This window comes from Spirosoma panaciterrae DSM 21099 (assembly GCF_000374025.1).
Taxonomy (GTDB): domain Bacteria; phylum Bacteroidota; class Bacteroidia; order Cytophagales; family Spirosomataceae; genus Spirosoma; species Spirosoma panaciterrae.
The window spans coordinates 1-22,210 of record NZ_KB893177.1 but is presented as its reverse complement, the minus strand read 5'-3'; the positions used below and the strand labels follow the sequence as shown (position 1 = coordinate 22,210).

24 protein-coding genes and 1 pseudogene are annotated in these 22,210 nt (G+C 50.3%); 8 read left to right on the top strand and 17 right to left on the bottom strand.

The window, feature by feature from the left end; genetic code table 11:
• Positions 1 to 4: 4 nt before the first annotated feature.
• Positions 5 to 1,633 carry an amidohydrolase family protein gene (locus tag B153_RS0108555; RefSeq protein ID WP_020596282.1) on the bottom strand — a complete coding sequence of 543 codons (1,629 nt, stop codon included), beginning with the start codon at positions 1,631 to 1,633 and terminating at the stop codon, positions 5 to 7.
• A gap of 159 nt (positions 1,634 to 1,792) precedes the next feature.
• Between B153_RS0108555 and B153_RS0108550 the strand changes: the two genes are divergently transcribed.
• Both B153_RS0108550 and B153_RS0108545 read left to right on the top strand, forming a co-directional pair.
• A complete protein-coding gene (locus B153_RS0108550) occupies positions 1,793 to 2,773 on the top strand; it encodes a hypothetical protein (protein WP_020596281.1) in 981 nt (326 codons plus the stop codon).
• A 35-nt stretch (positions 2,774 to 2,808) separates the two neighbouring features.
• Entirely contained in the window at positions 2,809 to 3,576 is a 768-nt protein-coding gene (locus B153_RS0108545) for a hypothetical protein (protein WP_020596280.1), read from the top strand.
• Position 3,577: 1 nt separating this feature from the next.
• Here B153_RS0108545 and B153_RS0108540 read toward each other — a convergent pair whose 3' ends face one another.
• The 5 genes from B153_RS0108540 to B153_RS0108520 all read right to left on the bottom strand — a co-directional run bounded on the left by B153_RS0108540 (position 3,578) and on the right by B153_RS0108520 (position 7,941).
• Entirely contained in the window at positions 3,578 to 4,459 is an 882-nt protein-coding gene (locus B153_RS0108540; protein WP_020596279.1) for a metallophosphoesterase family protein, read from the bottom strand.
• A gap of 12 nt (positions 4,460 to 4,471) precedes the next feature.
• Complete coding sequence (locus tag B153_RS0108535; RefSeq protein WP_020596278.1) at positions 4,472 to 5,161, bottom strand: hypothetical protein; 690 nt, start codon at positions 5,159 to 5,161, stop codon at positions 4,472 to 4,474.
• Between the two features lie 2 nt (positions 5,162 to 5,163).
• Positions 5,164 to 6,432, bottom strand: a complete 1,269-nt coding sequence (locus tag B153_RS0108530) for a glycerophosphodiester phosphodiesterase (protein WP_020596277.1) — start codon at positions 6,430 to 6,432, stop codon at positions 5,164 to 5,166.
• Positions 6,429 to 7,187, bottom strand: coding sequence for a hypothetical protein (locus tag B153_RS0108525; protein WP_020596276.1), 759 nt, complete (start codon positions 7,185 to 7,187; stop codon positions 6,429 to 6,431). The genes B153_RS0108530 and B153_RS0108525 overlap by 4 nt, the downstream gene beginning before the upstream one ends.
• A 295-nt stretch (positions 7,188 to 7,482) precedes the next feature.
• Positions 7,483 to 7,941, bottom strand: coding sequence for a hypothetical protein (locus B153_RS0108520; protein WP_020596275.1), 459 nt, complete (start codon positions 7,939 to 7,941; stop codon positions 7,483 to 7,485).
• Positions 7,942 to 8,208: 267 nt separating this feature from the next.
• Here B153_RS0108520 and B153_RS34890 point away from each other — a divergent pair, with 267 nt between their 5' ends.
• Positions 8,209 to 8,508: a hypothetical protein gene (locus tag B153_RS34890; protein ID WP_051097242.1), complete on the top strand. Its 300-nt coding sequence runs from the start codon at positions 8,209 to 8,211 to the stop codon at positions 8,506 to 8,508.
• A gap of 109 nt (positions 8,509 to 8,617) precedes the next feature.
• Positions 8,618 to 9,049 carry a hypothetical protein gene (locus tag B153_RS0108510; RefSeq protein WP_020596273.1) on the top strand — a complete coding sequence of 144 codons (432 nt, stop codon included), beginning with the start codon at positions 8,618 to 8,620 and terminating at the stop codon, positions 9,047 to 9,049.
• 523 nt (positions 9,050 to 9,572) lie between these two features.
• Here B153_RS0108510 and B153_RS0108500 read toward each other — a convergent pair.
• From B153_RS0108500 to ccoS, 7 genes are all read right to left on the bottom strand, one after another.
• Complete coding sequence (locus tag B153_RS0108500) at positions 9,573 to 10,268, bottom strand: sulfite exporter TauE/SafE family protein (RefSeq protein WP_020596271.1); 696 nt, start codon at positions 10,266 to 10,268, stop codon at positions 9,573 to 9,575.
• A gap of 3 nt (positions 10,269 to 10,271) precedes the next feature.
• On the bottom strand, positions 10,272 to 10,697 hold the full coding sequence (locus B153_RS0108495) for a FixH family protein (RefSeq protein WP_020596270.1): 426 nt from the start codon (positions 10,695 to 10,697) through the stop codon (positions 10,272 to 10,274).
• A 103-nt stretch (positions 10,698 to 10,800) separates the two neighbouring features.
• Positions 10,801 to 12,249: a cytochrome c oxidase accessory protein CcoG gene (ccoG, locus tag B153_RS0108490; RefSeq protein WP_020596269.1), complete on the bottom strand. Its 1,449-nt coding sequence runs from the start codon at positions 12,247 to 12,249 to the stop codon at positions 10,801 to 10,803.
• 123 nt (positions 12,250 to 12,372) lie between these two features.
• The gene (locus B153_RS0108485) at positions 12,373 to 13,188 is read right to left on the bottom strand and encodes a cbb3-type cytochrome c oxidase N-terminal domain-containing protein (protein WP_020596268.1); all 816 of its coding nucleotides are present in this window, start codon (positions 13,186 to 13,188) and stop codon (positions 12,373 to 12,375) included.
• A gap of 12 nt (positions 13,189 to 13,200) precedes the next feature.
• Positions 13,201 to 13,371 carry a hypothetical protein gene (locus tag B153_RS37990; protein WP_020596267.1) on the bottom strand — a complete coding sequence of 57 codons (171 nt, stop codon included), beginning with the start codon at positions 13,369 to 13,371 and terminating at the stop codon, positions 13,201 to 13,203.
• A gap of 105 nt (positions 13,372 to 13,476) precedes the next feature.
• Complete coding sequence (gene ccoN, locus B153_RS0108475; RefSeq protein ID WP_020596266.1) at positions 13,477 to 15,699, bottom strand: cytochrome-c oxidase, cbb3-type subunit I; 2,223 nt, start codon at positions 15,697 to 15,699, stop codon at positions 13,477 to 13,479.
• Between the two features lie 17 nt (positions 15,700 to 15,716).
• Positions 15,717 to 15,893: a cbb3-type cytochrome oxidase assembly protein CcoS gene (ccoS, locus tag B153_RS0108470; RefSeq protein ID WP_020596265.1), complete on the bottom strand. Its 177-nt coding sequence runs from the start codon at positions 15,891 to 15,893 to the stop codon at positions 15,717 to 15,719.
• A 288-nt stretch (positions 15,894 to 16,181) separates the two neighbouring features.
• Between ccoS and B153_RS0108465 the strand changes: the two genes are divergently transcribed.
• The 4 genes from B153_RS0108465 to B153_RS0108450 all read left to right on the top strand — a co-directional run bounded on the left by B153_RS0108465 (position 16,182) and on the right by B153_RS0108450 (position 19,585).
• Positions 16,182 to 16,931: an acyl-CoA desaturase gene (locus tag B153_RS0108465; protein WP_020596264.1), complete on the top strand. Its 750-nt coding sequence runs from the start codon at positions 16,182 to 16,184 to the stop codon at positions 16,929 to 16,931.
• 232 nt (positions 16,932 to 17,163) lie between these two features.
• Positions 17,164 to 17,517 (top strand): hypothetical protein, encoded by a 354-nt coding sequence (locus B153_RS0108460; RefSeq protein WP_020596263.1) that lies wholly within the window; start codon positions 17,164 to 17,166, stop codon positions 17,515 to 17,517.
• Positions 17,518 to 17,653: 136 nt separating this feature from the next.
• Positions 17,654 to 18,763 carry a sensor histidine kinase gene (locus B153_RS0108455; RefSeq protein WP_020596262.1) on the top strand — a complete coding sequence of 370 codons (1,110 nt, stop codon included), beginning with the start codon at positions 17,654 to 17,656 and terminating at the stop codon, positions 18,761 to 18,763.
• A gap of 63 nt (positions 18,764 to 18,826) precedes the next feature.
• Complete coding sequence (locus B153_RS0108450) at positions 18,827 to 19,585, top strand: LytR/AlgR family response regulator transcription factor (RefSeq protein ID WP_020596261.1); 759 nt, start codon at positions 18,827 to 18,829, stop codon at positions 19,583 to 19,585.
• Positions 19,586 to 19,622: 37 nt separating this feature from the next.
• Here B153_RS0108450 and B153_RS38520 read toward each other — a convergent pair whose 3' ends face one another.
• From B153_RS38520 to B153_RS0108430, 4 genes and pseudogenes are all read right to left on the bottom strand, one after another.
• Positions 19,623 to 19,769 (bottom strand): CcmD family protein, encoded by a 147-nt coding sequence (locus B153_RS38520; RefSeq protein WP_020596260.1) that lies wholly within the window; start codon positions 19,767 to 19,769, stop codon positions 19,623 to 19,625.
• Between the two features lie 11 nt (positions 19,770 to 19,780).
• Positions 19,781 to 20,503, bottom strand: a complete 723-nt coding sequence (gene ccsA, locus B153_RS34885; RefSeq protein ID WP_020596259.1) for a cytochrome c biogenesis protein CcsA — start codon at positions 20,501 to 20,503, stop codon at positions 19,781 to 19,783.
• A gap of 87 nt (positions 20,504 to 20,590) precedes the next feature.
• Positions 20,591 to 21,772, bottom strand: coding sequence for an MFS transporter (locus tag B153_RS0108435; protein ID WP_020596258.1), 1,182 nt, complete (start codon positions 21,770 to 21,772; stop codon positions 20,591 to 20,593).
• A gap of 191 nt (positions 21,773 to 21,963) precedes the next feature.
• Positions 21,964 to 22,210, bottom strand: a pseudogene (locus tag B153_RS0108430) (hypothetical protein); the annotation flags it as partial.

Sequence of the window (22,210 nt, the reverse complement as noted above, 5' to 3'; positions counted from 1 at the left end):
ATTCTTAGTTTTTACCTCCCGATACTTTTCCTGGTTTGGCCGGAACACCGGGCTGGGAGATTTCGAAGTTTTCTTTCTGCTTGGCCTCGGCAACCATCTTCCGAACATCGGCCAGCAGTTTCTTAGCATCGTACACAACCCCATCTTTCACCGTGTACGTAACGCCCCCAATCCGTTCAACCTCGTTTTTGTCGTTCAGGTGAATGGCTCCGGTGCCATATAACACTTTCAGGTTGGCGAGTGGATTCTGGTCGATGATTACAAAGTCGGCCAGTTTACCAACTTCAACAGAGCCGATCTGATCGGCCATGCCAAGGGCTTCGGCTCCTTTTAGTGTGGCAGCCCGAATCACTTCGAGCGGATGGAAACCCGCTTCGCGCAGAAGTTCGAGTTCGCGGATGTAGGCAAATCCGTAAAGCTGGTAAATAAAACCGGAGTCGGAACCCGTGGTTACGCGCCCCCCCCGATTTTTGTATTCGTTGATGAATTCCATCCAGAGCTGATAGTTTTTCTTCCAGGCTACTTCCTGCTCAGTGCCCCACGCGTGCCAGTACGACCCGTGCGAAATTCGGCTGGGCCCGTAAAATCGCCACAGGCTTGGCAGGGTATAGTCGTCATGCCATTCGGCGCGTCGGGCCAGCATCAGTTCGCGGTTGGCCTCGTAGATGTTGAAAGTAGGATCGAGCGTGAAATCGAGCGCAATCAGTTCATCCATCACCTTGTTCCAGCGCTCGCTACCGGGCTTGGCGGCCTGCTGCCATAGGTTACCCGCTTCTTCAAATCGGTTTTGCTCGTTGTTGTAATTATAGGTAGCCGGGTAATTCTGTATGGTCTTGTCGTCGAAGAGGGCTTCGGGGAGCCCATACCAGTGTTCCAGGGAAGTCAGGCCCGCTTTGGCCGTGGCCAGTGCGTTCATACGGGCCACTTCGAGCTGGGCGTGGTGGCAGGCCGACCGTAGACCAAGTTTTTTGTTTTCTTCCAGAGCTGCCCGGAAAATGGCTGGTTCGGCACCGAAAAATTTAATCCCATCAGCTCCGCGTTTAGCATTTTGCTGCACCCAGGTGCGGGCTTGTTCGGGTGTGCTGATGGGTTCTTTCGCGCCCTGCCCAAATACCGTGTAGGCTTTGATGCGGGGAGCCGTAATCTCGTTTCGGTCACTTTTTGCCCGGTGTTCCAGCACCCAATCCAGTCCGTTGCCGCACGATGGGTCGCGGATGGTGGTAATGCCGTGCCCCAGCCAGAGTTTGAACACGTACTCGGCATTGGCTCCCTGTGCCTGGCCGCCAATGTGCCCATGCATATCCACAAAGCCCGGCATCAGATACATCCCTTCGCAGTTCAGTTCCTTATCGCCGGGGTCGGCTTTGGGGCGATTCTTGGCATCGATCGGTACGCCTGGATAGCCCACCTGCCTGATTTGTACAATTCGATTCTTCTCGACCACGATATCGACTGGCCCAACGGGCGGAGCCCCCGTACTGTTGACCAGCGTAACTCCCCGGATAATTAGTTTGCCGAAAGGGCCATCGCCCTCATGGCGTGCCGGGGCCTTTTCGACCTGCGCGATCAGCGAATGCGTAACAAATAAGGCGTAATAGATAAAAAAGAGGAATCGTGTATAAGGTTGTATCATGACAGGGCAAATCGTTTTTGATAAACAGTTGTAAGATAAGCGAATCTGCCGGACTTTTGCACAGACAAATAGAACGCACATAAGTAGGGTGGATATGACTCACACAGATCAAACAATCTGCCGGGGCCGCCCTTTAGGTTCTATTCACCTGTTTACAGTATGCGCCAATTCATTATAAATAATTTCCTGCTGATTGTTCTGATGCTGGCTGTGGTCTTTGCCTTCTCGATGAAAGCGACCATTTTTCAGAAAGAACCCGATACAACAGCGAAACCAGCCGAAACCGCACCTACGGTTTTCACCAACTACTGGTTTACGAACAATGCTGAACTGAACAGCTATCGGCTCCAGCAGGCTAAAAGCGGGGCGCTCCATACGGGCGAAGCCACACTGATCTTCCAGACAGAAAACTTCTATCCTGCCAGACAGGTAAAAGCCGACCAGCCGGAAGGAACGATTCCCGTGTTGAAAACCAGCTTATTCAAAACATTTGCCACAGGACTTTATGAGTATGCGCTGTCGACTTCCGTTTTTACCCCGATTGAAAAAAGCGGCAGTCGGTCGGCCCTGTTTCCAAATACGCTGAAAGTGAGTATGGCCGGGCAGGAGTGGGACGGCCATTATTATCAGCAGATCAATTACCGCGACAATGCCTATCAGGTGATTGGAAAATCCTTTCTCGAAAAGGAGGTTGATGAAGCCTACACGCTCGAAAAAACCAGGCTCGAAGACGAACTCTGGAACCAGATTCGTATCAATCCCGACAAACTGCCAACGGGCGAAACCCGATTGATTGCCGGAACCATGACCGCCCGGCTGCGCCATAAAACGGTGGGGGTGCTACCAGCCAAAACGACGCTGGCCAATTACGAAGGGGTGCTGTTTCCGGGTAAATACCTGAAATCCTATACCATCGAATACCCGACCGACGACCGGACATTAATCATTATTTTTGAGCGTGATTTTCCCCATAAAATTGTTGGCTGGGAAGAAACCTACGATACAAAAGATAACCTTCTGACCTCCAGGGCAGTTTTACAAAAGACAATCCAGACGGATTACTGGAATCATAAGACCCCGGCCGACAGCACATTACGGAAGGGTTTATTACACGAAACACCTGTTCAGTCTGGCCGATAGAGTAGCATCAAGCCAGGGCTAAGTTCACTAACACCATGAATCGTATTATCGCGTTTTGCTTATTCGCCTTATTGCTAACGGCCTGCTCGGGCGATGGCGATAAGCCTAAAACAACTACATCAGAGCCCATATACACGCTGATTTTTCTGGATAAAACCCGCAGCGTAAACATCGATAAAGCGTTTGTTGGTCAGAAATACCAGCAGGCCCTGACCGACATCATCGAACAGAACATCCGGCAGAAGGGCGATAGACTGGAAGTGTATTTTATCCACGAGAATACCTCCAAAGCCCGGGCCCTGAACCTAACCGTTCGTTCTGAAATGGACGATGTGTCGGCCGCCAGCCCGACCGATCGTGAAGCAGCCGAAACGGAATTCAATCTGTCGCTCACGCGCGAGAAAGCGCAGATCCGCCAGCGTGTATTGCAACAGTTGGTGGCGCAAAATGTAGGCTCATCGAACCAGGAAACCGACATCTGGGCTAGCCTGCCCGTTATTGCCAAAGCCAATGAATCGGGCGCAACCGTGAAGGTGTATTACCTCAGCGACATGATCGAGAGCGTAAAAGGCGCCAATCGACGCGATTTTCAGGTAAGTCCACCCAAAGACAACGCCCAGGCCGACGAATGGGCTAAAGCGGATGCCGAACAGCTCAAAAAGTATACACTGGGTAGTCCGGAGATTACCATGATCCTGCCCTTCGAGCCGAACGCATCCGTGAAAGAAAACAACCCGGCCGTTACCCAATACTGGCAGACGCTTTTCTCCGAGCTGGGCGTTGGAACCGTAGAGGAGCAATAAGTCAGGATGAGACCGACGGGGTTTCGGCCGGGATTTCGAAGTGGTACCCTTCCGAAAAGCCTGAAAGGTCTTTGTTCAGGCAATACGACGTAAGCGATAGACCATCGCCTTCCCGCTGAACCGCCAGGTAATGAAACAGAGGTTTATAGTCGGCAGCTATATCGGGTAGTCGGCTGGATGAGGTATTGAGAGGCTGACGCAGACCGCCACCTCCTCCGATCACCAGAAAGGTTTTGCCGTCGAACTCATACCGTTCGAACGCGTGCGAATGGCCGGTAATAAACAGCTTGGCTTTTTGTGATTGCAGGTAAGGCGGCACAAACCGTTGCTGCACCAGCTTGGATGACCCCACCAGTTTACTGTTGGAATAGGGGGCATGGTGGCAGGTTACAATCACCACTTTGATCGATGGATCGTTGTCCAGCTCTTCCAGGGTTTGTTGATACCACGTTTGCTGAGTGACCAGGTCGGCCGCCGACAGGATGCCGAAATTAGAGTTCAGCATGACCACAGCAATGGCATCCGTTACTTTCACGTAGCCTGTATGAATATGATCGGGAAAGCGCTGCTGGAAGTTTTGGGCCCCTTTTCGGGGGCGGCCCATCACATCATGATTGCCCATGATGGCATAAACAGCCGTTCGGACCTCCGTACATTTCAGCAGAAACTGGTCGATGATTCGCCACTTGTTGTTCCGATAGCCCAGCGAAACAATGTCGCCCAGCCAATAAAGCACGGCAGGCTGAATGCGCAGGATTTCGTTGAAAATTACCTGCGTAGCTTTTTTGTTCTGATGGGTCCGCAATACCAGACGTTCTACCCACATAGGTGCCTGTGTATCGCTCAAAAATAAAATATCCCGTTTGCGTGTATCTGTTTCCATACCCTTATGCATTTACCAGGAGAAAGCCCGCCACACCAATTGTAATTCGGCTGTAAAGGCCGCGTTCTCGACCGCTACGGCATCGAACCATTTTAATTCCCCTGCTATTCGAAAACGACGGCCAATCGGATATGTGTATGAAGCGGCTGCCATCCAGCCTAAACTATTTGTATTTGACATCACTGTGCCCTGATAATCGAGCCGGGAGTGATTGACATATAAACCCGTTCCGGCGGTTATCGCCATCCGTCGGGCTACGCTCCGATCGGTACCCGTGAGCCAGCCCAACGGCATCGAAAAAACAACCAGAATCGGAACGGCCGACACATACACATGTGTATTGTCGCCCGCTACTTTCCCCCGATAACTATACATCGTTGTCCAGCCCGTTTCGAGCCCTACCCGCAGCCGATGATCGGGATACCACATCACCCGCAGCGACGATGGAGTGCCAAATCGGCTCAGATGAGGCTCATCAATCGTTTGAGGTACGCCCAGGTGCGTGGAATAATACGACAAGCCTCCACCCGCCGTTACGACCAGCGTATAGGGACCGCGACGCGTATCGATGAGTGAATCGGCTTCTATAGCCTGTAGCCGACGTTGCCGACGAGCCGACGGGATTCGCTGGGCCTGAGCGGTCAGGCTTAGGAGTAAAAACAAAACAACCCAGCGTATTGTCTGTAAACGGAGAGGTAGCATACTCACGGTTGTTCGGTATAGTGATAAAAAGCGACCACGGGCGAGTAATTGGAGAGAATGCCGTCGAACTGATTCTGACCGATAAACTCCCGAATAAATTCAGGCTCATCGAGGGTCCAGACAAAAACCGTGAGGCCATCAGCTTTCATGGCCTGTACCTCGGCCGTTTGCGGGCCCAGTGTCCAGCGCGGGGCCCAGATCCGTGCACCCAGACTGCGGGTAAGTGCTGTATCCAGTTCGCACAGAATAGGCGTATTTTCTTTGTTGGCCAGGGCTTTGTAGGAGTCTACCGCTTCAGTACTGGGCAATCCAATAATGATGCGCAGGTCGCGCCCCATCTGAAGGGCCTTTTGTCGATATTTTTGCTGGATCGCCTGCACTTTGTCCATTGGGCCAATGTATTTGGTGTCGAGCCAGACAAAGTTCAGGGCCGTATTGTTCACCACCGTCTCCATGGCTTCTTCCAGGGTGGGTATTTTTTCACCGTTGATGAGCCGAACAAACGTGCTTAATTGCTGATAGGTATAGTTCTCAACAGGCCCTGTCAGGCCATTCTTCTGAATAAGCCGCAGATTGAGCGTGTTGTCGTGATATAGAATCGGAACCCCATCTTTCGTATAGCGGACATCCACTTCAATGCCGGTGGCCCCCAGCCGGGACGCCAGTTTGATGATTTCCACCGAATTTTCGGAAGCAGGCAACAAATCGGAGGTACGGCCCCCGCTCCGGTGTGCCATGATGGAAAACGGGCGAGGATTGAGGGGACGATTATATGTAAAGGTGATCGGATGGCTTAGAGAACTGTTCTTATCGCCGTACAGTCCATCGATGACCATGGTATCGCCAGAGGCCAGCTTGCCTTTATAGAGCTGTAATTTTCCCTGATGTTTTACCCGAAGTGTCAACTGAACCAGGCCAATCTGATCGTTCACCAGTTTACGCCAGTAGCCGCCCAGTACCAGGCTATCTGTTTGGGGAGTGCCTTCCAGATTGAAATAGGCGGCATCCTTTCCGGTGAAAACCGATAAGTAATAGCTGGTATCAGCCCCGTTGTGCAGATACGTCCATTTGAGAGCTACCTGATCACCAAATTCGCTGGCTCCATTCGAAACGGTATAAACCCCCTCGGTAACCGACCGAACGGCCGTTCCAAACTGACCAGAGCCGGGCAAATTGGTAAAATCATAAGGGACCGGAGCCTCATAGGTCTTCCGACAACTCAGGGAGACGAGCAGCAACAAGGCTAGCAGGCTATAAATGATCGGTTTCACAGGATAAAGCCAAAAATTAGTTGGGGATAAAACAGATTACGGTCGAACGTGTCGAACAGCGACCAGAGTTGCCAGTTGAAGTTGGAATACGCGCCCCGAATACCCACCGACACATGGCGCTGGTGATAAAAAGGCTGTTCGAGCATAAACGTAAAGGCCACCCCATTCACCGCCCGACGATTATACTCTACCGCTAAGTTGCCTACCTGCGAACGGTAATACAGGTCTATAATGGCTTCGGTTCGGAACGTAAACCGAAGATCGCGGGTGAGTTTATAGCCGACTGATACGTTCGGGAAGGTTTCAACACCAAAGGCCTGACTGCTAAATACATCCTTGATTTGTAAGGCCCCCAGCCAGCCGGTTATATCGTAGCCAGCCGACATAAATAGCCGATTCGTAAACGGTTTGACCCAGCGAAAGCCCAGGCCAATGTTGCTCTGTACAAACTGGGTTTGAAAGCGGCCGGTCAGAAAGAAGTTTTTCGACAGCCCCCGTTGTACATTAAAATCAATGGCGGGCACACTCACCCGGATTTCTTCGGTCAGCTCAGGGGGTGTGGTTGTAAAGACAACCCCGACCGACTTGCGCCATGTACCGGGAAGTGGTGCCTGCGGAAAATAGATACCCGGCTGTAACGGCCAGACTGCCCTGGATTGAGCTATCCCTGATTGGGTAAGCCCGATCAGTAGAGCCGACCAGCCAAGTCGTCGGAATAGGGTACGAGAAGTGTAGAGATGTTGAATGGTAGCCACCTAAAAATCGGTATAAGCGTCAGAAGAACTAAACCGTATAGACCTGAATTTGTTGCTTCTCCGATGCTATTTAGCGAAGTAAATCGAATAAAATGCCCTACTAAGTATACATCACAGGAGTTCGGTCATCGGCATTGTCTGCAAAAGCAACCCGTTTGCTTACGGTAGGAGTTATTTAATTTCCATTAAAAAAAGTAACCAGCCCGAATCGGTCAGGCTGGTTAAATAGCAACGCAAACACTAAACTCAACTTATCTCACTATAAAACTCAGTAGCACTGGTAGAAGCACGCTTCCTAACCAGCAAAAGCATAGCTTACTTCCTGCGTTTGTTCGACCAGACAGTCAGGATTCTGGCGTAGGCTCAGGCAGCGTAGTTGTGTGTTGATCTGACGCTGACAGGCCCGGTATGTTGATAAAGCGTCGTTTTGATTAAGATCGATCAGTAAATAATCGTATCGACGAAGGAGTAAATGAATGGTTAGGACCAGTTCGGGTTCGCCCAGTAAAATTTCGGTACGAAACTCACCTAAGGCAGTTTTTGACAGGAAGCTTACCCAACGCGTCAACTGCTCATTGGCCGTTTGTTTGGCTTCCCGAAACAGGGATGCTTTTAGCGGCTGATCGGCACGCTTGTTAAGATCAAACGCGTAGACCACCGTCAGGTCAATGGGCTCCGACTGAGTTTCCAGCCACCGATTGAACGACAGTGCCATATCGACCGAACCATCCGTGAGCAAAAGAGCTTTTTTCATTGCGTAATCCTAGCGAGTGTTCCTGTCAAAATTAGGGGAGTTCGCCACGATGCATTATGAGTAACGTTAGGCATAGGCCTGATTCTGGTCAGCCAATAAGCTGGATTTCCGGGATGATGGAGCTGTGACTGAAAAACGTATGGCGAGAAGAGCTTTGTCAGAAAAATGATATATCTGAGTGACAAAAATCTGCCTGGGGCTTGACCTGCCTCAAGAATTTTGCCGAAAGGGACCGCCAACTTTACGGCTACTAATTGCCTTTGTCACATGGCACCCACGACTTCTGCATTTTCGGCTTTGCCACAGCAGCCTATCTTACTGGTCTGTACATCCGTCAGTAGTTCACACCACCTGGATATGGACTGGCTGCTGGCGAAACTTCGGTTGCTTGTCAATCCGGGCATACAGATCATGTGCATCGACGAAGCCACACATCCTGAGGTCGTTCGAAGTTTTGGCTTTACAAGCTTTCCTGCCTGCGTGTTGCTTCAACAGGGGTTCGAATTGTGGCGGTATGGAGGCCCGATTGACCATGCTGCGCTACCTTCACAACTAGCTATCAAGTAGACGTGCTTTGAGTTACTGCTTCTTAAGGATATTAGTAGCCTGTAAGTGGCTGGAATTGGCTATATTGGTAGGGAAATGAGTTGGTATTTACCTATAAAGCACAAACAAAATGAACCGTAAGTACTATGGGCTACTTATCGTTTTGTTCGGAACGGCTTCTCCTTATGGATATGCGCAACCTGATTCAGTAATGGTCGAAAGGATTGCTACTACTATCTCAAGCCAGCACAGGTTACCAGTTTTGCCCACGAAAATCGATTCCAGGCAGGATACGTCCCTGGCTGTGCAGCAACTTTTTGCCAACAAACGGTCATCCGGGAAAACGTATACCATGGTAGGGGGCTGTAATCTGATAGGGTTTATTGCTTTGCCTGCCGGGGCTCCGGCTGGCGTCGTTGGTTTACTATCAATAGGGGTTGGCGTGATTAAAAAAGCTCGGTTTGGGCATCGTCGGGAAGAGAGGCTTCTTAAAGCGTATCAGGCAGGAGTTCCGTTACCGAAGCGGATTCAACGCCGTTTAAAACCAACGTATCTGGGATAGGCTACAAACACCTGCATACAGCAAAGAAGCTATTAACGTATTCTTATTGAATAGGAATACAGGGCTTTTTCATGAATCTTTGGTAGAAGGCCTTCAAAGGTTTACATCTGACGATCCTACCAACCTAAAGCAGTTTTATGAAAACCCTAAACATGAATCGTAGGCGATTCGACTTTTGGTTGAAGCTTTTACAAAAAGAGTTTAGATGAAACATGAAAATCGATCACTTTACGGGCTAATCTTGCTATTGCTCGTTTTGGTATTTCCTATCGTCTACGAGAACTTCCGTCATTGGCCAGCAACCGGTTTATTAGGGCAAATTTTGATGGTTTTTGGGCTGGAACTCTCTGGACTTCTGCTAATCGCCTATAGCTTCCTTGTTTACCTTTTTTCGAATGTGAAAGGAAAGGAAATTCTTTCCGCAATAGCCCTGCTGATTGGACTTCCCTGGGTAGTATATATGATGTACCTCATGTCAGGAGGAATCAACTAAAGCACTTAGAGTTTAGGGAATGATGCGCAGCTACTTCGCTAACAGGCTGTGGCACATCGGTATAGCGTCCTGAACGCTGATGGGGAGTTGATAGTGCGCCAGCCCCCGGCTGATGAGTAATAAAGCCACCGCAACCGTGGCTATTGAAAGGGCGCGGTTCAGATACTGACGACCAAGAATTGAGAGCCAGCCGGTCATCAGATTGACACCCAGTAGGGCGGGAAGCGTTCCCAGGCCGAACAGGAGCATGTACGAAGCGCCTGCCAATGGGGTATTGGTGGCTAAGGTGCCAGCCAGGGCGAGGTATGTGAATCCGCAGGGAAGCAGGCCGTTCAGAATACCCAGAAGGCCAAAACCCAGCCAGCCGGGTTGTTGCAGATGCTGGCGGAAAATTCGGGTGATCTGGCTATCGAGCCAGGGCCAGCGTAAACGGGTAGGTAAGCCTTTCCGCCACAAAAAACTAATCAGCAACACAACCCCACTGACGACGGCCAGCGGACGTTGCCAACCCATAAGGTGTAACCCCAGGCTCATGGTACCGGCCAGTACGCCCAGGGTACTGTACGTAGCAACACGACCCACGTGGTATAGGCCAACGGCTTTCCAGCGTGCGTGCTTCGGGATTCGCCCGACGGGTAGAGCAGCCACCAACGGTCCGCACATACCCACACAGTGCAGGCTGCTGATCAGGCCCGTAACAAAAGCGGTAGCAAGCCAGGGCGACATGGGTTATAAATAAAGTTGACTTTCCTGATAATATTCGCGGTTGCCATCCGACCAGGTAAACTGCACGCGCCAGAGGCCACGCGCCAGAGTGGCCGTCGAAATCACCTTCTGTGCTTCGTGGCTGGCCGGAATCGTTACCTTAAAGTCCTGCTTCCGGTCGCCGGGGCGGTAAAAAACGATCTGACCATTTTGCAGGGTGTTGGGTAGTTCGCAGACGACCTGCTGCTGATCGGGCTGATTGGTAATGACGGCATCGGTATTTTGCCGGGCATTCTTCTCGCGGTCAATTTGCCGCTGATAATCTAGTTCATTCTGGTAATAGTTGTCACTTACCAGATCGATATGCTCGCGGCTCATCTGATACACCATCGTACCGATAAAACCCGCAAAGAGCACAAATACAAGAACAATTGATTTCCCCCAGTTCATAGTTTTAATGATTGAATGATAGAATTGTTGAGTGATTGAAATGTTGAATGATTGAATTGTTGAATCATGCGCCACAGTAGCATTCAATCATTCAACAATTCAATCATTGTACAGGCCCCAGAAAGGTTGTATTTACTTTATCGACAACTTCGCCATCGGAGAGTACTTCGATAACGAGTTTGGTGCTGTTCTGATGGATCGATTTTTCGGGAAGTAGAATGAAAAACATTCCTTTTGTCAGATCATCGGCAGGTGCTTTTGTGATGGGTTGAACCATCCGCAGTTTGGCGCCCGGATAAGCCACCCGGAACGAAACGGGCTTATCTTTATGCGTTTTGTTGACCAGCTCGACCAGATACAGATCGGAAATCATACCGCCTGGCTCGCGCTGGAATAATTGGCCCGGTGCCCGAAGAATGGTGGTGTCGAGGTCGCTCCGGCTCACCAGCAGAAAGCCCCATACGCTCATGAGCAATACCAGAATAAGGCTATAGGCCACCATACGAGTGGTAATCCGCCACGGCTTTTGCGTTCGGACGCCTTCGAGCGAATCGTATCGGATAAGACCACGCGGACGACCAATTTTGTCCATAATGTCATCGCAGGCATCGATACACAAGGTACAGTTTACGCATTCCATCTGGTTGCCGTTTCGAATGTCGATACCCGTTGGGCAGACCTGAACGCACAGCTTGCAGTCGATGCAGTCGCCTTTGGGCTGAGAGCTAGTGGCTAGGGGCAAGGGGTGGAAACTCTTAGCGTCAGCTTGTATCCTTTGCTCCATGCCCTTTTCCCTCTGCATTTTTCCTCTTGGCTCGCCCCGTACTTCGTCGTACGTTATCAGCACCGAGTTTTTGTCCAGCATTACGCTTTGCAGACGACCATATGGGCAAATGGTGGTGCATACGTATTCGCGCACATGGGCATATACGGTATAAAAAACGCCAGTGAACAACAAGATGGCCATTAGCCCGGCCAGGTGATTGGCCGGATTGTCGGTCATGATGGCAAGCAAGGCATCTTTCCCGATGATATACGCCAGAAACGTATTGCTGATGGCAAACGAAAGCAGGAAAAAGAGGCTGTATTTAGCCGATTTTTTGAGGATTTTTTCGGTAGTCCACGGAGACGCATCCAGTCGTTTGCGAGCATTCTGATCGCCTTCAATCCAGATTTCGATGCGTCGGAAAACCATTTCCATGAAAATGGTCTGTGGGCAGGCCCATCCGCAAAATACACGTCCGTAGATTGTTGTGAACAGAACGATGAAGACAATAAAAGCCAGCATCCCAATGGCGACCAGATAAAAATCCTGCGGCCAGAAGGTAACCCCGAAGAAATTGAATTTCCGTTCCAGAATATTGAACAGGAACAGCGGCTGGCCATTATAGGTCAAAAAAGGCCCGGAAAAGAGAGCGGCCAGTAGAACCCAGGATACGATATTTCGCCAGCGATAATACCGCCCTTTCACCACCCGTGGATAGAGCCATTCCCGCTTACCAAACGTAGGGTTGGGTTTCTTTTCAGGAGGAGCGTTGAGTGTTGCGTTCATTGATTTCGTTGTTGGAAGTTATTGCACAGAGATACACAGAGGTGTATAGAGATTCACAGAACTATCTATTATTTCTCTGTGGGACTCTGTGGTTCTTTGTGTATCTCTGTGCAATAGTCATGCTTAATTTATCGCTACTTTCTCGCCCTGGGGTTCTTTGGCCCCAATCGGTTTAGTGCCCTGTAGAGACAGGATATAGCTGGATACCTGCTGAATCTGAAGCGGGTTAAGCTGCTTTTTCCAGGAAATCATCCCTTTGTCGGGAACGCCTTCGGTAACGGTGTGGAAAACGTCTTTGATAGAGCCACCATGCAGCCAGTATTCATCGGTCAGGTTCGGGCCTACTTTCCCTTCGCCATTCTGGCCGTGGCAGGCTGTACAATATTGGTTGAACAGCGTTTTTCCGGCATCTAATCCTTTGGCTTCAGTAAGTTTGGTAACCGTATTTTCGTTGATTTTACCAGCTACGAGCTTCACGTAGGCTTCGCGTTGTTTTTCGGCAACGGCCACCTCCTGCGTGTACTCCTGTTCCATCACATTCCCCGTACCGATCACATGGAAAATCAGCAAATAAATGGCAGCAAAGCCGATGGTCAGGTAAAACAGACCCATGAACCAGGGCGGGGTGGGGTTGTCGAGTTCGGCAATACCATCGTAGGCATGTTCCAGCATCAGGTCTTTTTCGGTACTCAGGGTGTGCAGACCGGCCCATTTTTGCCAGGCTGTCCGATTATCGGCCGGTTTAGCCGAAGCAGTCGATTTTAGCCCCAGCGCCTGACGCAGGACATAAGCCAGATAAAGCGTAATAACGAGTAGCAATCCAGTGGCAACGGTCACGAAGATCATCACCATGACCCACAGCAGGTCTTCGCCGGAGCTTAAATCCCAGATCGATTTGCCAGTTGTCGGGTCAAACAAAGTTGTTACGAGAAGATTCATAAATTAGATCGGTTAAACCTCGCTGGATTCGTCGAGGGGCAGGTTACTCATTTGCTGCATGTGGCGTTTGTCGGCGAGAAACAGGTACAGTCCCACCAGCAGGAAAAAGGCGAAAAACGTCAGGAACGAGCCGATCATATAGACGTCTGCTCCCGGAATGGCTGATATGAATTGCTTGAACATGGCTTCTTGAAGGAGTTAGTATGTAGGAGCGAGGAGTGAGAGAACCCATTCGGTAGCCATTGGCTTGCGCCAGCCCTCCCAATACTCACTCCTCGCTCCTACTACTTATTTTTGTGCAGTTTCCATTTTCTTGATATCCGTTCCCAGCCGTTGCAGGTAGGCAATGAGGGCCACGATTTCGCGGTCGGGTTTGACATTGATCCCTTCCTTGGCTAGTCGGCCGCTGACTTCGGTGGCTTGTTTGGTCAGATCGTCGTTGGCCTGAGCAATGGCGAGATCATCATAGGGAACACCGATCTTGTTCAGGGCGCGGAGTTTAGCCGAGGTGGTCGAAACATCGAGTTGCTGCGTAATCAGCCATGGATAGGAAGGCATAACGGAGCCTGGCGACATCGACGTTGGATCGTTCATGTGGTGGTAGTGCCAGGAGTCGGGGTATTTGCCGCCTTCGCGGTGAAGGTCGGGCCCCGTCCGTTTGCTGCCCCACAGGAATGGGTGATCGTATACGAACTCACCTGCTTTCGAGTATTCGCCATACCGTTCGGTTTCGGACCGGAAGGGTCGTACCAACTGACTGTGACAGCTTACGCAGCCTTCGCGGATGAAGAGGTCACGGCCTTGCACTTCAAGGGCGGTATACGGCTGTACAGAAGCAATGGTCGGTACGTTCGATTTGACCATGAACGTTGGGATAAGCTCGATGAGCGAACCAATCAGGATAACAACCAGCGATGCAACCAGGAACTGGAAAGGCTTGCGTTCCAGCCAACGGTGCCAGTAGGTTTCGCTACCGGTTGGTTTGAAGCTAACGGGCAAGGCATAGGCTTCAGCTTCTTCGTTGGCCACCAGTTTTCCTGCAGCCATGGTTTTGAAGAGGTTGTAGCCCATCAGAATGGCTCCCAGCAAGTACAGCGTTCCACCCAGTGCCCGCATCATATGCATCGGCAGAATTTGCAGGGTTGTTTCGAGGAATGTCGGGTATTTCAGGACGCTGGCATCTGTAAATTCTTTCCACATCATGCCCTGCGTGAACCCCGATATATACATGGGAATGGCATAGAACAGAATACCCAGCGTGCCGATCCAGAAGTGGAAATTCAGCAGTTTTTTCGAGTACAGCGGTGTACGATAGATGCGTGGAATGAGCCAGTACAGCATCGCAAACGTCAGGAAGCCGTTCCAGCCTAATGCTCCAACGTGTACGTGCGCTACGATCCAGTCGGTAAAGTGGGCAATGGCATTCACGTTTTTGAGCGAGAGTAGCGGCCCTTCCAGCGTGGCCATACCATAGGCGGTCAGACCAACGACCATGAATTTCAGAAGGGTATCTTCCCGAACTTTATCCCAGGCACCGCGCAGCGTCAGCAGACCATTGATCATACCACCCCACGATGGGGCAATCAGCATGATCGAGAAAACGGTTCCGAGCGATTGCGCCCAGTCGGGAAGGGAACTGTACAACAGATGGTGAGGCCCCGCCCAAATGTAAAGGAATATCAACGCCCAGAAGTGTAGAATCGATAGTCGGTACGAATAAACCGGACGGTTGGCCATCTTAGGCAGGAAGTAGTACATCATGCCCAGGTAGGGTGTAGTCAGGAAGAACGCTACAGCATTGTGCCCATACCACCACTGAACCAGCGCATCCTGTACACCCGCATACATCGAATAGCTTTTCAGGAAGCTTACCGGCATCTCCATCGAATTGACGATGTGCAGCACGGCGACCGTTACGAACGTAGCAATGTAAAACCAGATGGCTACGTACAGGTGCCGCTCACGTCGTTTTACGATGGTGCCGAACATATTGATACCAAAAACCACCCAGATCAGCGTAATGGCAATGTCGATAGGCCATTCCAGCTCGGCGTATTCTTTCGAACTGGTAAGGCCGAGGGGTAGTGTTGCCACGGCCGACAGAATAATCAATTGCCAGCCCCAGAAGTGAATTTTGCTCAGTACGTCGCTGAACATCCGGGTTTTGCAGAGCCGTTGGAGCGAGTAATACACGCCCATAAAAATGGCATTGCCCACAAAAGCAAAAATGACCGCGTTGGTGTGCAGCGGACGAATCCGGCCGAAGGTGGTATACTGATTGCCCAGGTTGGCGGCTGGAGCGAACAATTGGGTGGCGGCAATGACACCCACGAGCATCCCGATGATGCCCCAGATGATCGATGCTACAGCAAAGTCACGGACAATTTTGTTGTCGTAGGCGAAACGTTCCACCAGTGTATCACCGCCGGGTGGTTGCTGCCCAATGGAAACCTTGCCGGGCTTAACCAGGTTAGAAGCCGCATCAGCAGGTTGATTAATCGAGACATTCATAATGAACGAGATAGGGGTTACTTTGCGTGTGATTGAGGTTCAGCAGTATCCGGTGCGTCGTCTTCCAGGAGCATCCGAATCGAGGGGGTGTACAGATCATCCTGCTGCCCGGTCCGCATCGACCAGAAAAAGGCGCCCAGAAAACCCAGTGCCATCATCAGGCTGACACCAATCATGAAGAAGATAATGCTCATCACCGTATCGATTTTGCTGGCTCAAAATTGAGATGGTTTGCCTCCGCGAATTATGAGTTTCGTCAGGTCGGAGACTGATTTTGGCCCGGCCAGGTAATGAGCTGACAAACGTCAGATAATAAGTTGACGAGCGTCAGGTAGGAGGGAGATGGCAAAGGGCAACTTTGCAGAAACATCTTGTCATTACGTAGCGCGGACTTCTGGTCCGCATAGCTATAATTCTGTCGTTACAAGCTATCCTCAGATAGTTGGCTATGCGGACCAGAGGTCCGCGCTACACAATCGTATATGATCATCCTCGCTTTCTTTCTGGCGCACTGGTACCTATCGGTACTGATGCAGACCTTTTTTCTTCACCGCTATGCCGCCCACCAGATGTTTACGATGAGTAAAGGCTGGGAGAAGTTTTTCTACGTCGTAACGTTTGTGGCCCAGGGCTCGTCGTTTCTGAGCCCACGCGCCTATGGGATTATGCACCGGCTGCACCACGCTCATGCTGATACCGAGCAGGACCCACATTCACCCGAGTTTTCCAAAAATCTGTTCGATATGATGTGGAAAACCCGGATCTACTATAATGACATTCTGAATAACCGCGACCATATTCCGGCCAAGTATAAGAAAGGTGTTCCCAACTGGCCGTGGATGGAGTGGTTTGGCGATCGCTGGCCGGTTCGGCTGGCCTGGGGAACGGCCTATACCTTGTTTTATATCCAGTTTGCTTCTTCGCCCTGGTTTTTTCTGCTTCTGCCGTTCCATTTCCTGATGGGGCCAGTTCATGGCGCGATCATCAACTGGTATGCGCATCGGTATGGCTACACCAATTTCGAGGTAAACGATACAGCTAAAAACCTGCTTCCCTTCGATTTTCTGATGATGGGCGAGTCGTATCATAACAATCACCATAAATACGGTGGCCGGGCCAACTTCGGTGGTTTCCGCTGGCATGAGTTCGACCCAGCTTATCCACTGCTGAAATTGCTGAATGCCCTGCACGTAATCAAGCTGCGATTCGGCCGCGACGAAGCTTATATGTGATAGTATATATGGGTGTGAAATGTCAAAGACGCGAAGCAATGCGCTAATTTATAAGGCATTGTCTCTCGCGTCTTTGCCGTTTAAGAGTAGATGGCTACCTGTTGGTGCGTACTCATCCGGCTGAAAGCCACGTTCTTCCGGCTTTTCCCAGCGTTCGTCGTCTTTGATTTTCGGGCCTGTTCAACGGGATGCAACTTTGGTTCATCAAACAAAAACAAATCGAGAACAGACCATGAAAAAATTATTCATTCTGATGCTGGGACTGGTAGCCGGTTCTGCATCGTTCGCCAAAACAACTACCAACCAGGCACCTGCTACGGCCATAACGCTGACGGCCGATAACAAGGTTAAACTGATTGTAGCCCCCGAAGCCGCCAAAGCGACCATAGCCCTACAGGATCGGGAAGGTCATTTGCTCTATACGTCCTCGGTCGATTTACGCCAGGGAATCAACCAGAAATTTAATATCAATGAGTTAGGTGTTGGTACGTACCAGATTGCCGTTAAGGTGGGCGACCAAAGTACGGTGAAAACCTTCGTGGTTCAGGAACGCCCGGCCGAAACGTTCGTCATGCTCGAATCCTAATTCATTAGGCTATACTATACAAAAACCGGTCAAGAAAGCCGGTTTTTGTAGTTTTAGATAATCCCTAAATGGTAGGAGATGCCTGTTTAACTGAGGGTTACCATTAGTTTTTTCCTATTGTACGCTTCGTCTATTTATGGATAATCGGCTTACATCGACACAGAAGTGGCAGCTGGCCATTCGACTGCTGGTGCTTTTTTCGCCCTTGCTGCTTTACGTCAATTTGCCCGAATCAGCCCGAAATACAACGGTTCTGATTCATTCGATACCGTTCTTTATCCTGATCAGTATCATCAATCTGGGATTGTATTACCTCTGGATTAGCGCGACCGACTGGTGCCAGCGGCAGCTATCGAATCGGTTTAGTAGCGATATTCTGATGCAGTTCAACTGGCGGTCAATTCTGCTGACCTTCCTTATTTCGTTCTCATTAGCTCTCCTGTTCACGAAAGTGCTCCCCGTGCTTTTATTCGGAGCGATCCATGTTGTCAAGCAGATTTGGCCGTCGTTGTTACCTAGCCGTGGTCCTTCTCCTTTTCCACCTATGATGATGGCCTACATTGGCCGGGCTAACAATGTCTTTTCTATCGTCATTATGCTCACAGCCTTTTATCTAACCATCAGCGAACGATCCTATCGGCAATTGAAAGATGTTCAGCTAAAGGCAGAGAAACTGGAAAAAGAAGCGCTATTGAGTCAATTTGGCGCTTTGAAGAGCCAGTTAAGCCCACACTTCCTGTTCAATAGTCTGAGTATTCTGACGTCGTTGATTCATGAAGATGTCGACCTGTCGGAGCAGTTTATCAAGCGGTTATCCAAAGCGTATCGGTATATTCTGGAGCAGCGTGATCAGGATTTAGTGCCGTTGTCTACCGAACTTGATTTCATCCAGGCCTATACGTTTCTGCTCAAAATCCGATTCGAGAACAAATTCGATGTCCTGATCGATGTTCCTCAAGCGGCTCAACTCCAGTATCGAATCGCTCCGCTCACGTTGCAGCTACTGGTCGAAAACGCCGTAAAGCACAACCGGATGTCGCAGCGTGAAAAGCTTAAAGTACGTATCTATGTCGAACAGGATTGGCTGCTGGTCGAAAACCCCATTCAGGCCCGCGACCAGCCCGAACCGTCGACGGGTATTGGCCTTTCTAATATCACCAATCGGTATTCGCTCCTAACCGACCGACCTGTTTGGTGCGGAGAGGAGCAGGGCCAGTTTGTTGTCAAAATCCCACTTTTAACGTAAAGAGCGAAAGAGTGAAAGAGCGACGAGCTGGGTTTCACTCTTTCGCTCTTTCACTCTTTAAACATGAACGTAATCATTATCGAAGACGAAGACCGCTCGGCCCGGCAGTTGGAGCGAATGCTTAAAAAGTACGACCCAGCCACCCAGGTGCTGGCTCAACTGCCCTCGGTGAATGAGTCAGTCGCCTGGCTTAGCCAACATTCCGTACCCGATTTGATTCTGATGGATATTCACCTGGAAGATGGATTGGCGTTCAGTATTTTCGAGCAAATCCAGTTGACGGTACCCATCATTTTTACGACGGCCTACGATGAGTACATGATCAAGGCGTTTAAGGTCAACAGCATCGACTATTTGCTGAAACCCGTCGATTACGACGAACTGGTCAACGCCCTCGACAAATTCAAAACCCTGCGCGGTGTAGCGTCCACCCCCGACCTGACCAAACTGCTTCAGGTAGTGCAGCAGTTTCGGGAGTCGCCGTTTAAGGAGCGGTTTATGATCAGCATCGGCACCAAAATCCGAAGTATTGAAACAGGCGAGATAGCCTATTTTTTCTCCGAGGAAAAAGCCACCTTTCTGACCACTAAAGAAGGTCAGTTACTTCCGCTTGAGTACAGCCTTGACCAACTGACGGGGATGCTGAACCCGTCGCAGTTTTTTCGGGTAAACCGACAGTTTCTGGTGGCCCGAACAGCCATTCAGACCATTCATGTGTACTCCGCCGGGAAGTTAAAAGTCGATCTTCGACCAGCTTCCCGCCAGGAAGTGTTGGTGAGCCTAAGCCGAATCGCTGATTTTAAAGACTGGCTGGGAAGGTGAGGTTTGAGGAGGGATTTTTAGATGCCTTTTAACAGGTTCACTCAATAACCCTTCGTTTGACTTTGTTTACGCGGCTGCCAATTCGGAGTAGATAGAATAACCAGCCTGCTAAGACGACCCCAATCACGGCCACAACTACCCAAATTTTGCCATCCTGTCTTAAGATTTCTGCTAACTGATTCATGGTACACTCGCTTATGGATTGGTAAGGTTTTGCATGTTGGCTGAGCGCTTGCTGACCGATTTTTCCAGTTCCTGCTGCTCATCTAATTGGCTTTCTACCCGTCGCAGGCGCACCCGGAGTTGGGTGATCCAAAAGCCTAACAGCGTAAAACCAACAAAAGCGGGTCGGATGATGCGTTTGATGGAGTTGTCGGCATCATACTGGTTGAAGCCAGGATTGCCACCATTACCAGGATGTAAGGAATCCGTTAATCGCGGTAGAATAAGAATCAAGGGAATGAAAACGGCAAACGCGAAGATGTTGTACACCGAAGATATTCTGGCCCGGCGGACCTCATCATCCACAGATCCCCGCAATACAAAATAGGCCAGATACAGAAGCATGCCGACGGCTACTCCATTGGTTTTAGGGTCATTGGGCCACAGATCGCCCCAGGCAAAGTAAGCCCATACCGATCCGGTAATACAGCCGAGCACCCCGAATAGCAAGGCTGTGTTAGCCAGCTCAACCGACACCAGATCGTCGTCCAGCTTTCCTTTTCTCAGGTAGCGAACCGAGAAAATGGCTGACCCTAGCAGCATGGTCATCATGGCAATCCAGAGAGGAGGGTGGAAGAATGTGTTGCGGATGGCTTCGTGCAAAATGGGCAACTTAGGAACAGGACTCATTAGACCTGCAATAAAAACATAAGCCAGAATGAGAACAGTAAGGGCTTTCCACCAGTGTTTCAGCATAAACAGCGCAATTTTAGAAATGGGTATTCCGTGTTAAGAAGCTTTGGATCGGTAAGTTATACCATACCTGACGGAATCAGATAGCTTTTATGACCGTTCACTCCGCATCGCCAGTACGCCCAGAATGGGGCCGGGGAGCAGGATATAAAATAACCAGCCAGATAAACCGATCTGTGTAACCAGCCAGGCCATCAACTGAATCGAGATGACCGTGATCAGAAAACCTATGCAGGTGACCAGTGTGAGGATACTACCCCGGTTTTCGACGGCAGCATGACTAGCCACAAGGGTTGAAAATTGGGGCGAATCACCGGCTACAGAACTTCCCCATACCAGTAGGAAAATACCGAATACGGCTACCGAAGTCTTCAATAGGAATGGCAGCAGGATAATGCACAAGCCAGAGGCAACCAATAGTGCCCGGGCTACACGGGCACTACCCATCCGCAAGGCAAGATACCCCCCGCCAATGCAGCCTAAGGCTCCGGCACCAATGGCGCCAAAGGCCCAAAGCGAAGTGGCTACTGGAGTATCGGGATGGTGCTGTTGGTAGTAGCTGATGAGAGCTGGTAGAAAAGCCCAAAGCGTGTATATTTCCCACATATGCCCAAAATACCCAAGCATGGCCGGGCGAAAGGCAGAGGGTTGAAATAATGCGTGCAGGGCCTGAAACCGGAATCGGGTTTTTGTTGATGGAATGGGGCTGACGGGTACCAGGAAAATCAGTAAAAGCCCCCCAACCAGGGCCAGCGAACTTACGGATAGCATCAGACTACGATAGGGTAGACTGGTTCCTAACCCTCGAATCAAATGCGGAAAGGCCGTTCCGACTACCAGCGCCCCAACCAGAAAACCCATGGCTTTGCCGAGTATGGGCTTAAATCGGTCAGCCGCTATTTTCATGCCCACCGGATAAACACCCGCCAGAAAGAAACCCGTCAGAAAGCGGCTTGCCAGGATCGTTGCGGGGTGTATCGGCAGAAACAGCCACAGTACATTGACCGTTGCCGCCAGCATAACCGAAACCAGAAAGACCTGCGTGGCCCGAAACCGATCGGGGATGGCTAACAGCGCGTAAAGGAGCGTTCCGGCAATAAAGCCGATCTGTACCGCTGAGGTTATCCAGCTCGTGAACTCGGTTGTTTTCAGGAGTGCTTGCAGTTCCGGCAGGATGGCGTTTCCGGCAAACCAGAGCGAGGTGCCCGCAAACTGGGCAAATACCACAACGATTAGTTGAAGATTGGTATTGGTCTTTGAGGAAGGAAGCATCCTCAAAGATAGGTATAATGAACTTTTCGACAGGATTTACAGCCGGGCCGACGTTTCGGATTAACGAGGAGCCTGTTTAAATGTTCCTTTTAGAAAATGTCCGGCTCTTTTTTGTCATTCCGACGCAGGAGGAATCTCAAGCTTGACTAATAAGTAACGTTGAGATTCCTCCTGCGTCGGGATGAACTGTGTTACGAAACAAGAGGTAAGGCTAGTTTTTGATCAAAGTTTACCCCACTTCGGGCTACGGCAAAACACTGACGAACTAACTTATGCGCCACCGCTATCAAAGCCACCAGCTTGGGCTTACCTGCCCCCACCAACCGATCATACAAAGCAGCACAGGCCGGATTGGTTTTCTTGGCCTGCATACTGGCCATGTACAACAACTGACGAATTCGGCTGTTGCCCAACTTACAGATATGCCCCTTACCTTTC

Excerpts from the sequence above, each read along its gene's own strand:
- B153_RS0108455 (WP_020596262.1), top strand. The coding sequence starts at position 17,654 with ATGGATAATCGGCTTACATCGACACAGAAGTGGCAGCTGGCCATTCGA.
- B153_RS0108510 (WP_020596273.1), top strand. The coding sequence starts at position 8,618 with ATGAACCGTAAGTACTATGGGCTACTTATCGTTTTGTTCGGAACGGCT.
- B153_RS0108500 (WP_020596271.1), bottom strand. The coding sequence starts at position 10,268 with ATGTCGCCCTGGCTTGCTACCGCTTTTGTTACGGGCCTGATCAGCAGC.
- ccoN (WP_020596266.1), bottom strand. The coding sequence starts at position 15,699 with ATGAATGTCTCGATTAATCAACCTGCTGATGCGGCTTCTAACCTGGTT.
- B153_RS0108520 (WP_020596275.1), bottom strand. The coding sequence starts at position 7,941 with ATGAAAAAAGCTCTTTTGCTCACGGATGGTTCGGTCGATATGGCACTG.
- B153_RS38520 (WP_020596260.1), bottom strand. The coding sequence starts at position 19,769 with ATGAATCAGTTAGCAGAAATCTTAAGACAGGATGGCAAAATTTGGGTA.
- B153_RS0108485 (WP_020596268.1), bottom strand. The coding sequence starts at position 13,188 with ATGAATCTTCTCGTAACAACTTTGTTTGACCCGACAACTGGCAAATCG.
- B153_RS0108465 (WP_020596264.1), top strand. The coding sequence starts at position 16,182 with ATGATCATCCTCGCTTTCTTTCTGGCGCACTGGTACCTATCGGTACTG.
- B153_RS0108435 (WP_020596258.1), bottom strand. The coding sequence starts at position 21,772 with ATGCTTCCTTCCTCAAAGACCAATACCAATCTTCAACTAATCGTTGTG.
- B153_RS0108450 (WP_020596261.1), top strand. The coding sequence starts at position 18,827 with ATGAACGTAATCATTATCGAAGACGAAGACCGCTCGGCCCGGCAGTTG.
- ccoG (WP_020596269.1), bottom strand. The coding sequence starts at position 12,249 with ATGAACGCAACACTCAACGCTCCTCCTGAAAAGAAACCCAACCCTACG.
- B153_RS0108460 (WP_020596263.1), top strand. The coding sequence starts at position 17,164 with ATGAAAAAATTATTCATTCTGATGCTGGGACTGGTAGCCGGTTCTGCA.
- B153_RS0108550 (WP_020596281.1), top strand. The coding sequence starts at position 1,793 with ATGCGCCAATTCATTATAAATAATTTCCTGCTGATTGTTCTGATGCTG.
- B153_RS0108540 (WP_020596279.1), bottom strand. The coding sequence starts at position 4,459 with ATGGAAACAGATACACGCAAACGGGATATTTTATTTTTGAGCGATACA.
- B153_RS34890 (WP_051097242.1), top strand. The coding sequence starts at position 8,209 with ATGGCACCCACGACTTCTGCATTTTCGGCTTTGCCACAGCAGCCTATC.
- B153_RS0108535 (WP_020596278.1), bottom strand. The coding sequence starts at position 5,161 with ATGCTACCTCTCCGTTTACAGACAATACGCTGGGTTGTTTTGTTTTTA.
- B153_RS0108555 (WP_020596282.1), bottom strand. The coding sequence starts at position 1,633 with ATGATACAACCTTATACACGATTCCTCTTTTTTATCTATTACGCCTTA.
- ccoS (WP_020596265.1), bottom strand. The coding sequence starts at position 15,893 with ATGAGCATTATCTTCTTCATGATTGGTGTCAGCCTGATGATGGCACTG.
- B153_RS37990 (WP_020596267.1), bottom strand. The coding sequence starts at position 13,371 with ATGTTCAAGCAATTCATATCAGCCATTCCGGGAGCAGACGTCTATATG.
- B153_RS0108495 (WP_020596270.1), bottom strand. The coding sequence starts at position 10,697 with ATGAACTGGGGGAAATCAATTGTTCTTGTATTTGTGCTCTTTGCGGGT.
- ccsA (WP_020596259.1), bottom strand. The coding sequence starts at position 20,503 with ATGCTGAAACACTGGTGGAAAGCCCTTACTGTTCTCATTCTGGCTTAT.
- B153_RS0108545 (WP_020596280.1), top strand. The coding sequence starts at position 2,809 with ATGAATCGTATTATCGCGTTTTGCTTATTCGCCTTATTGCTAACGGCC.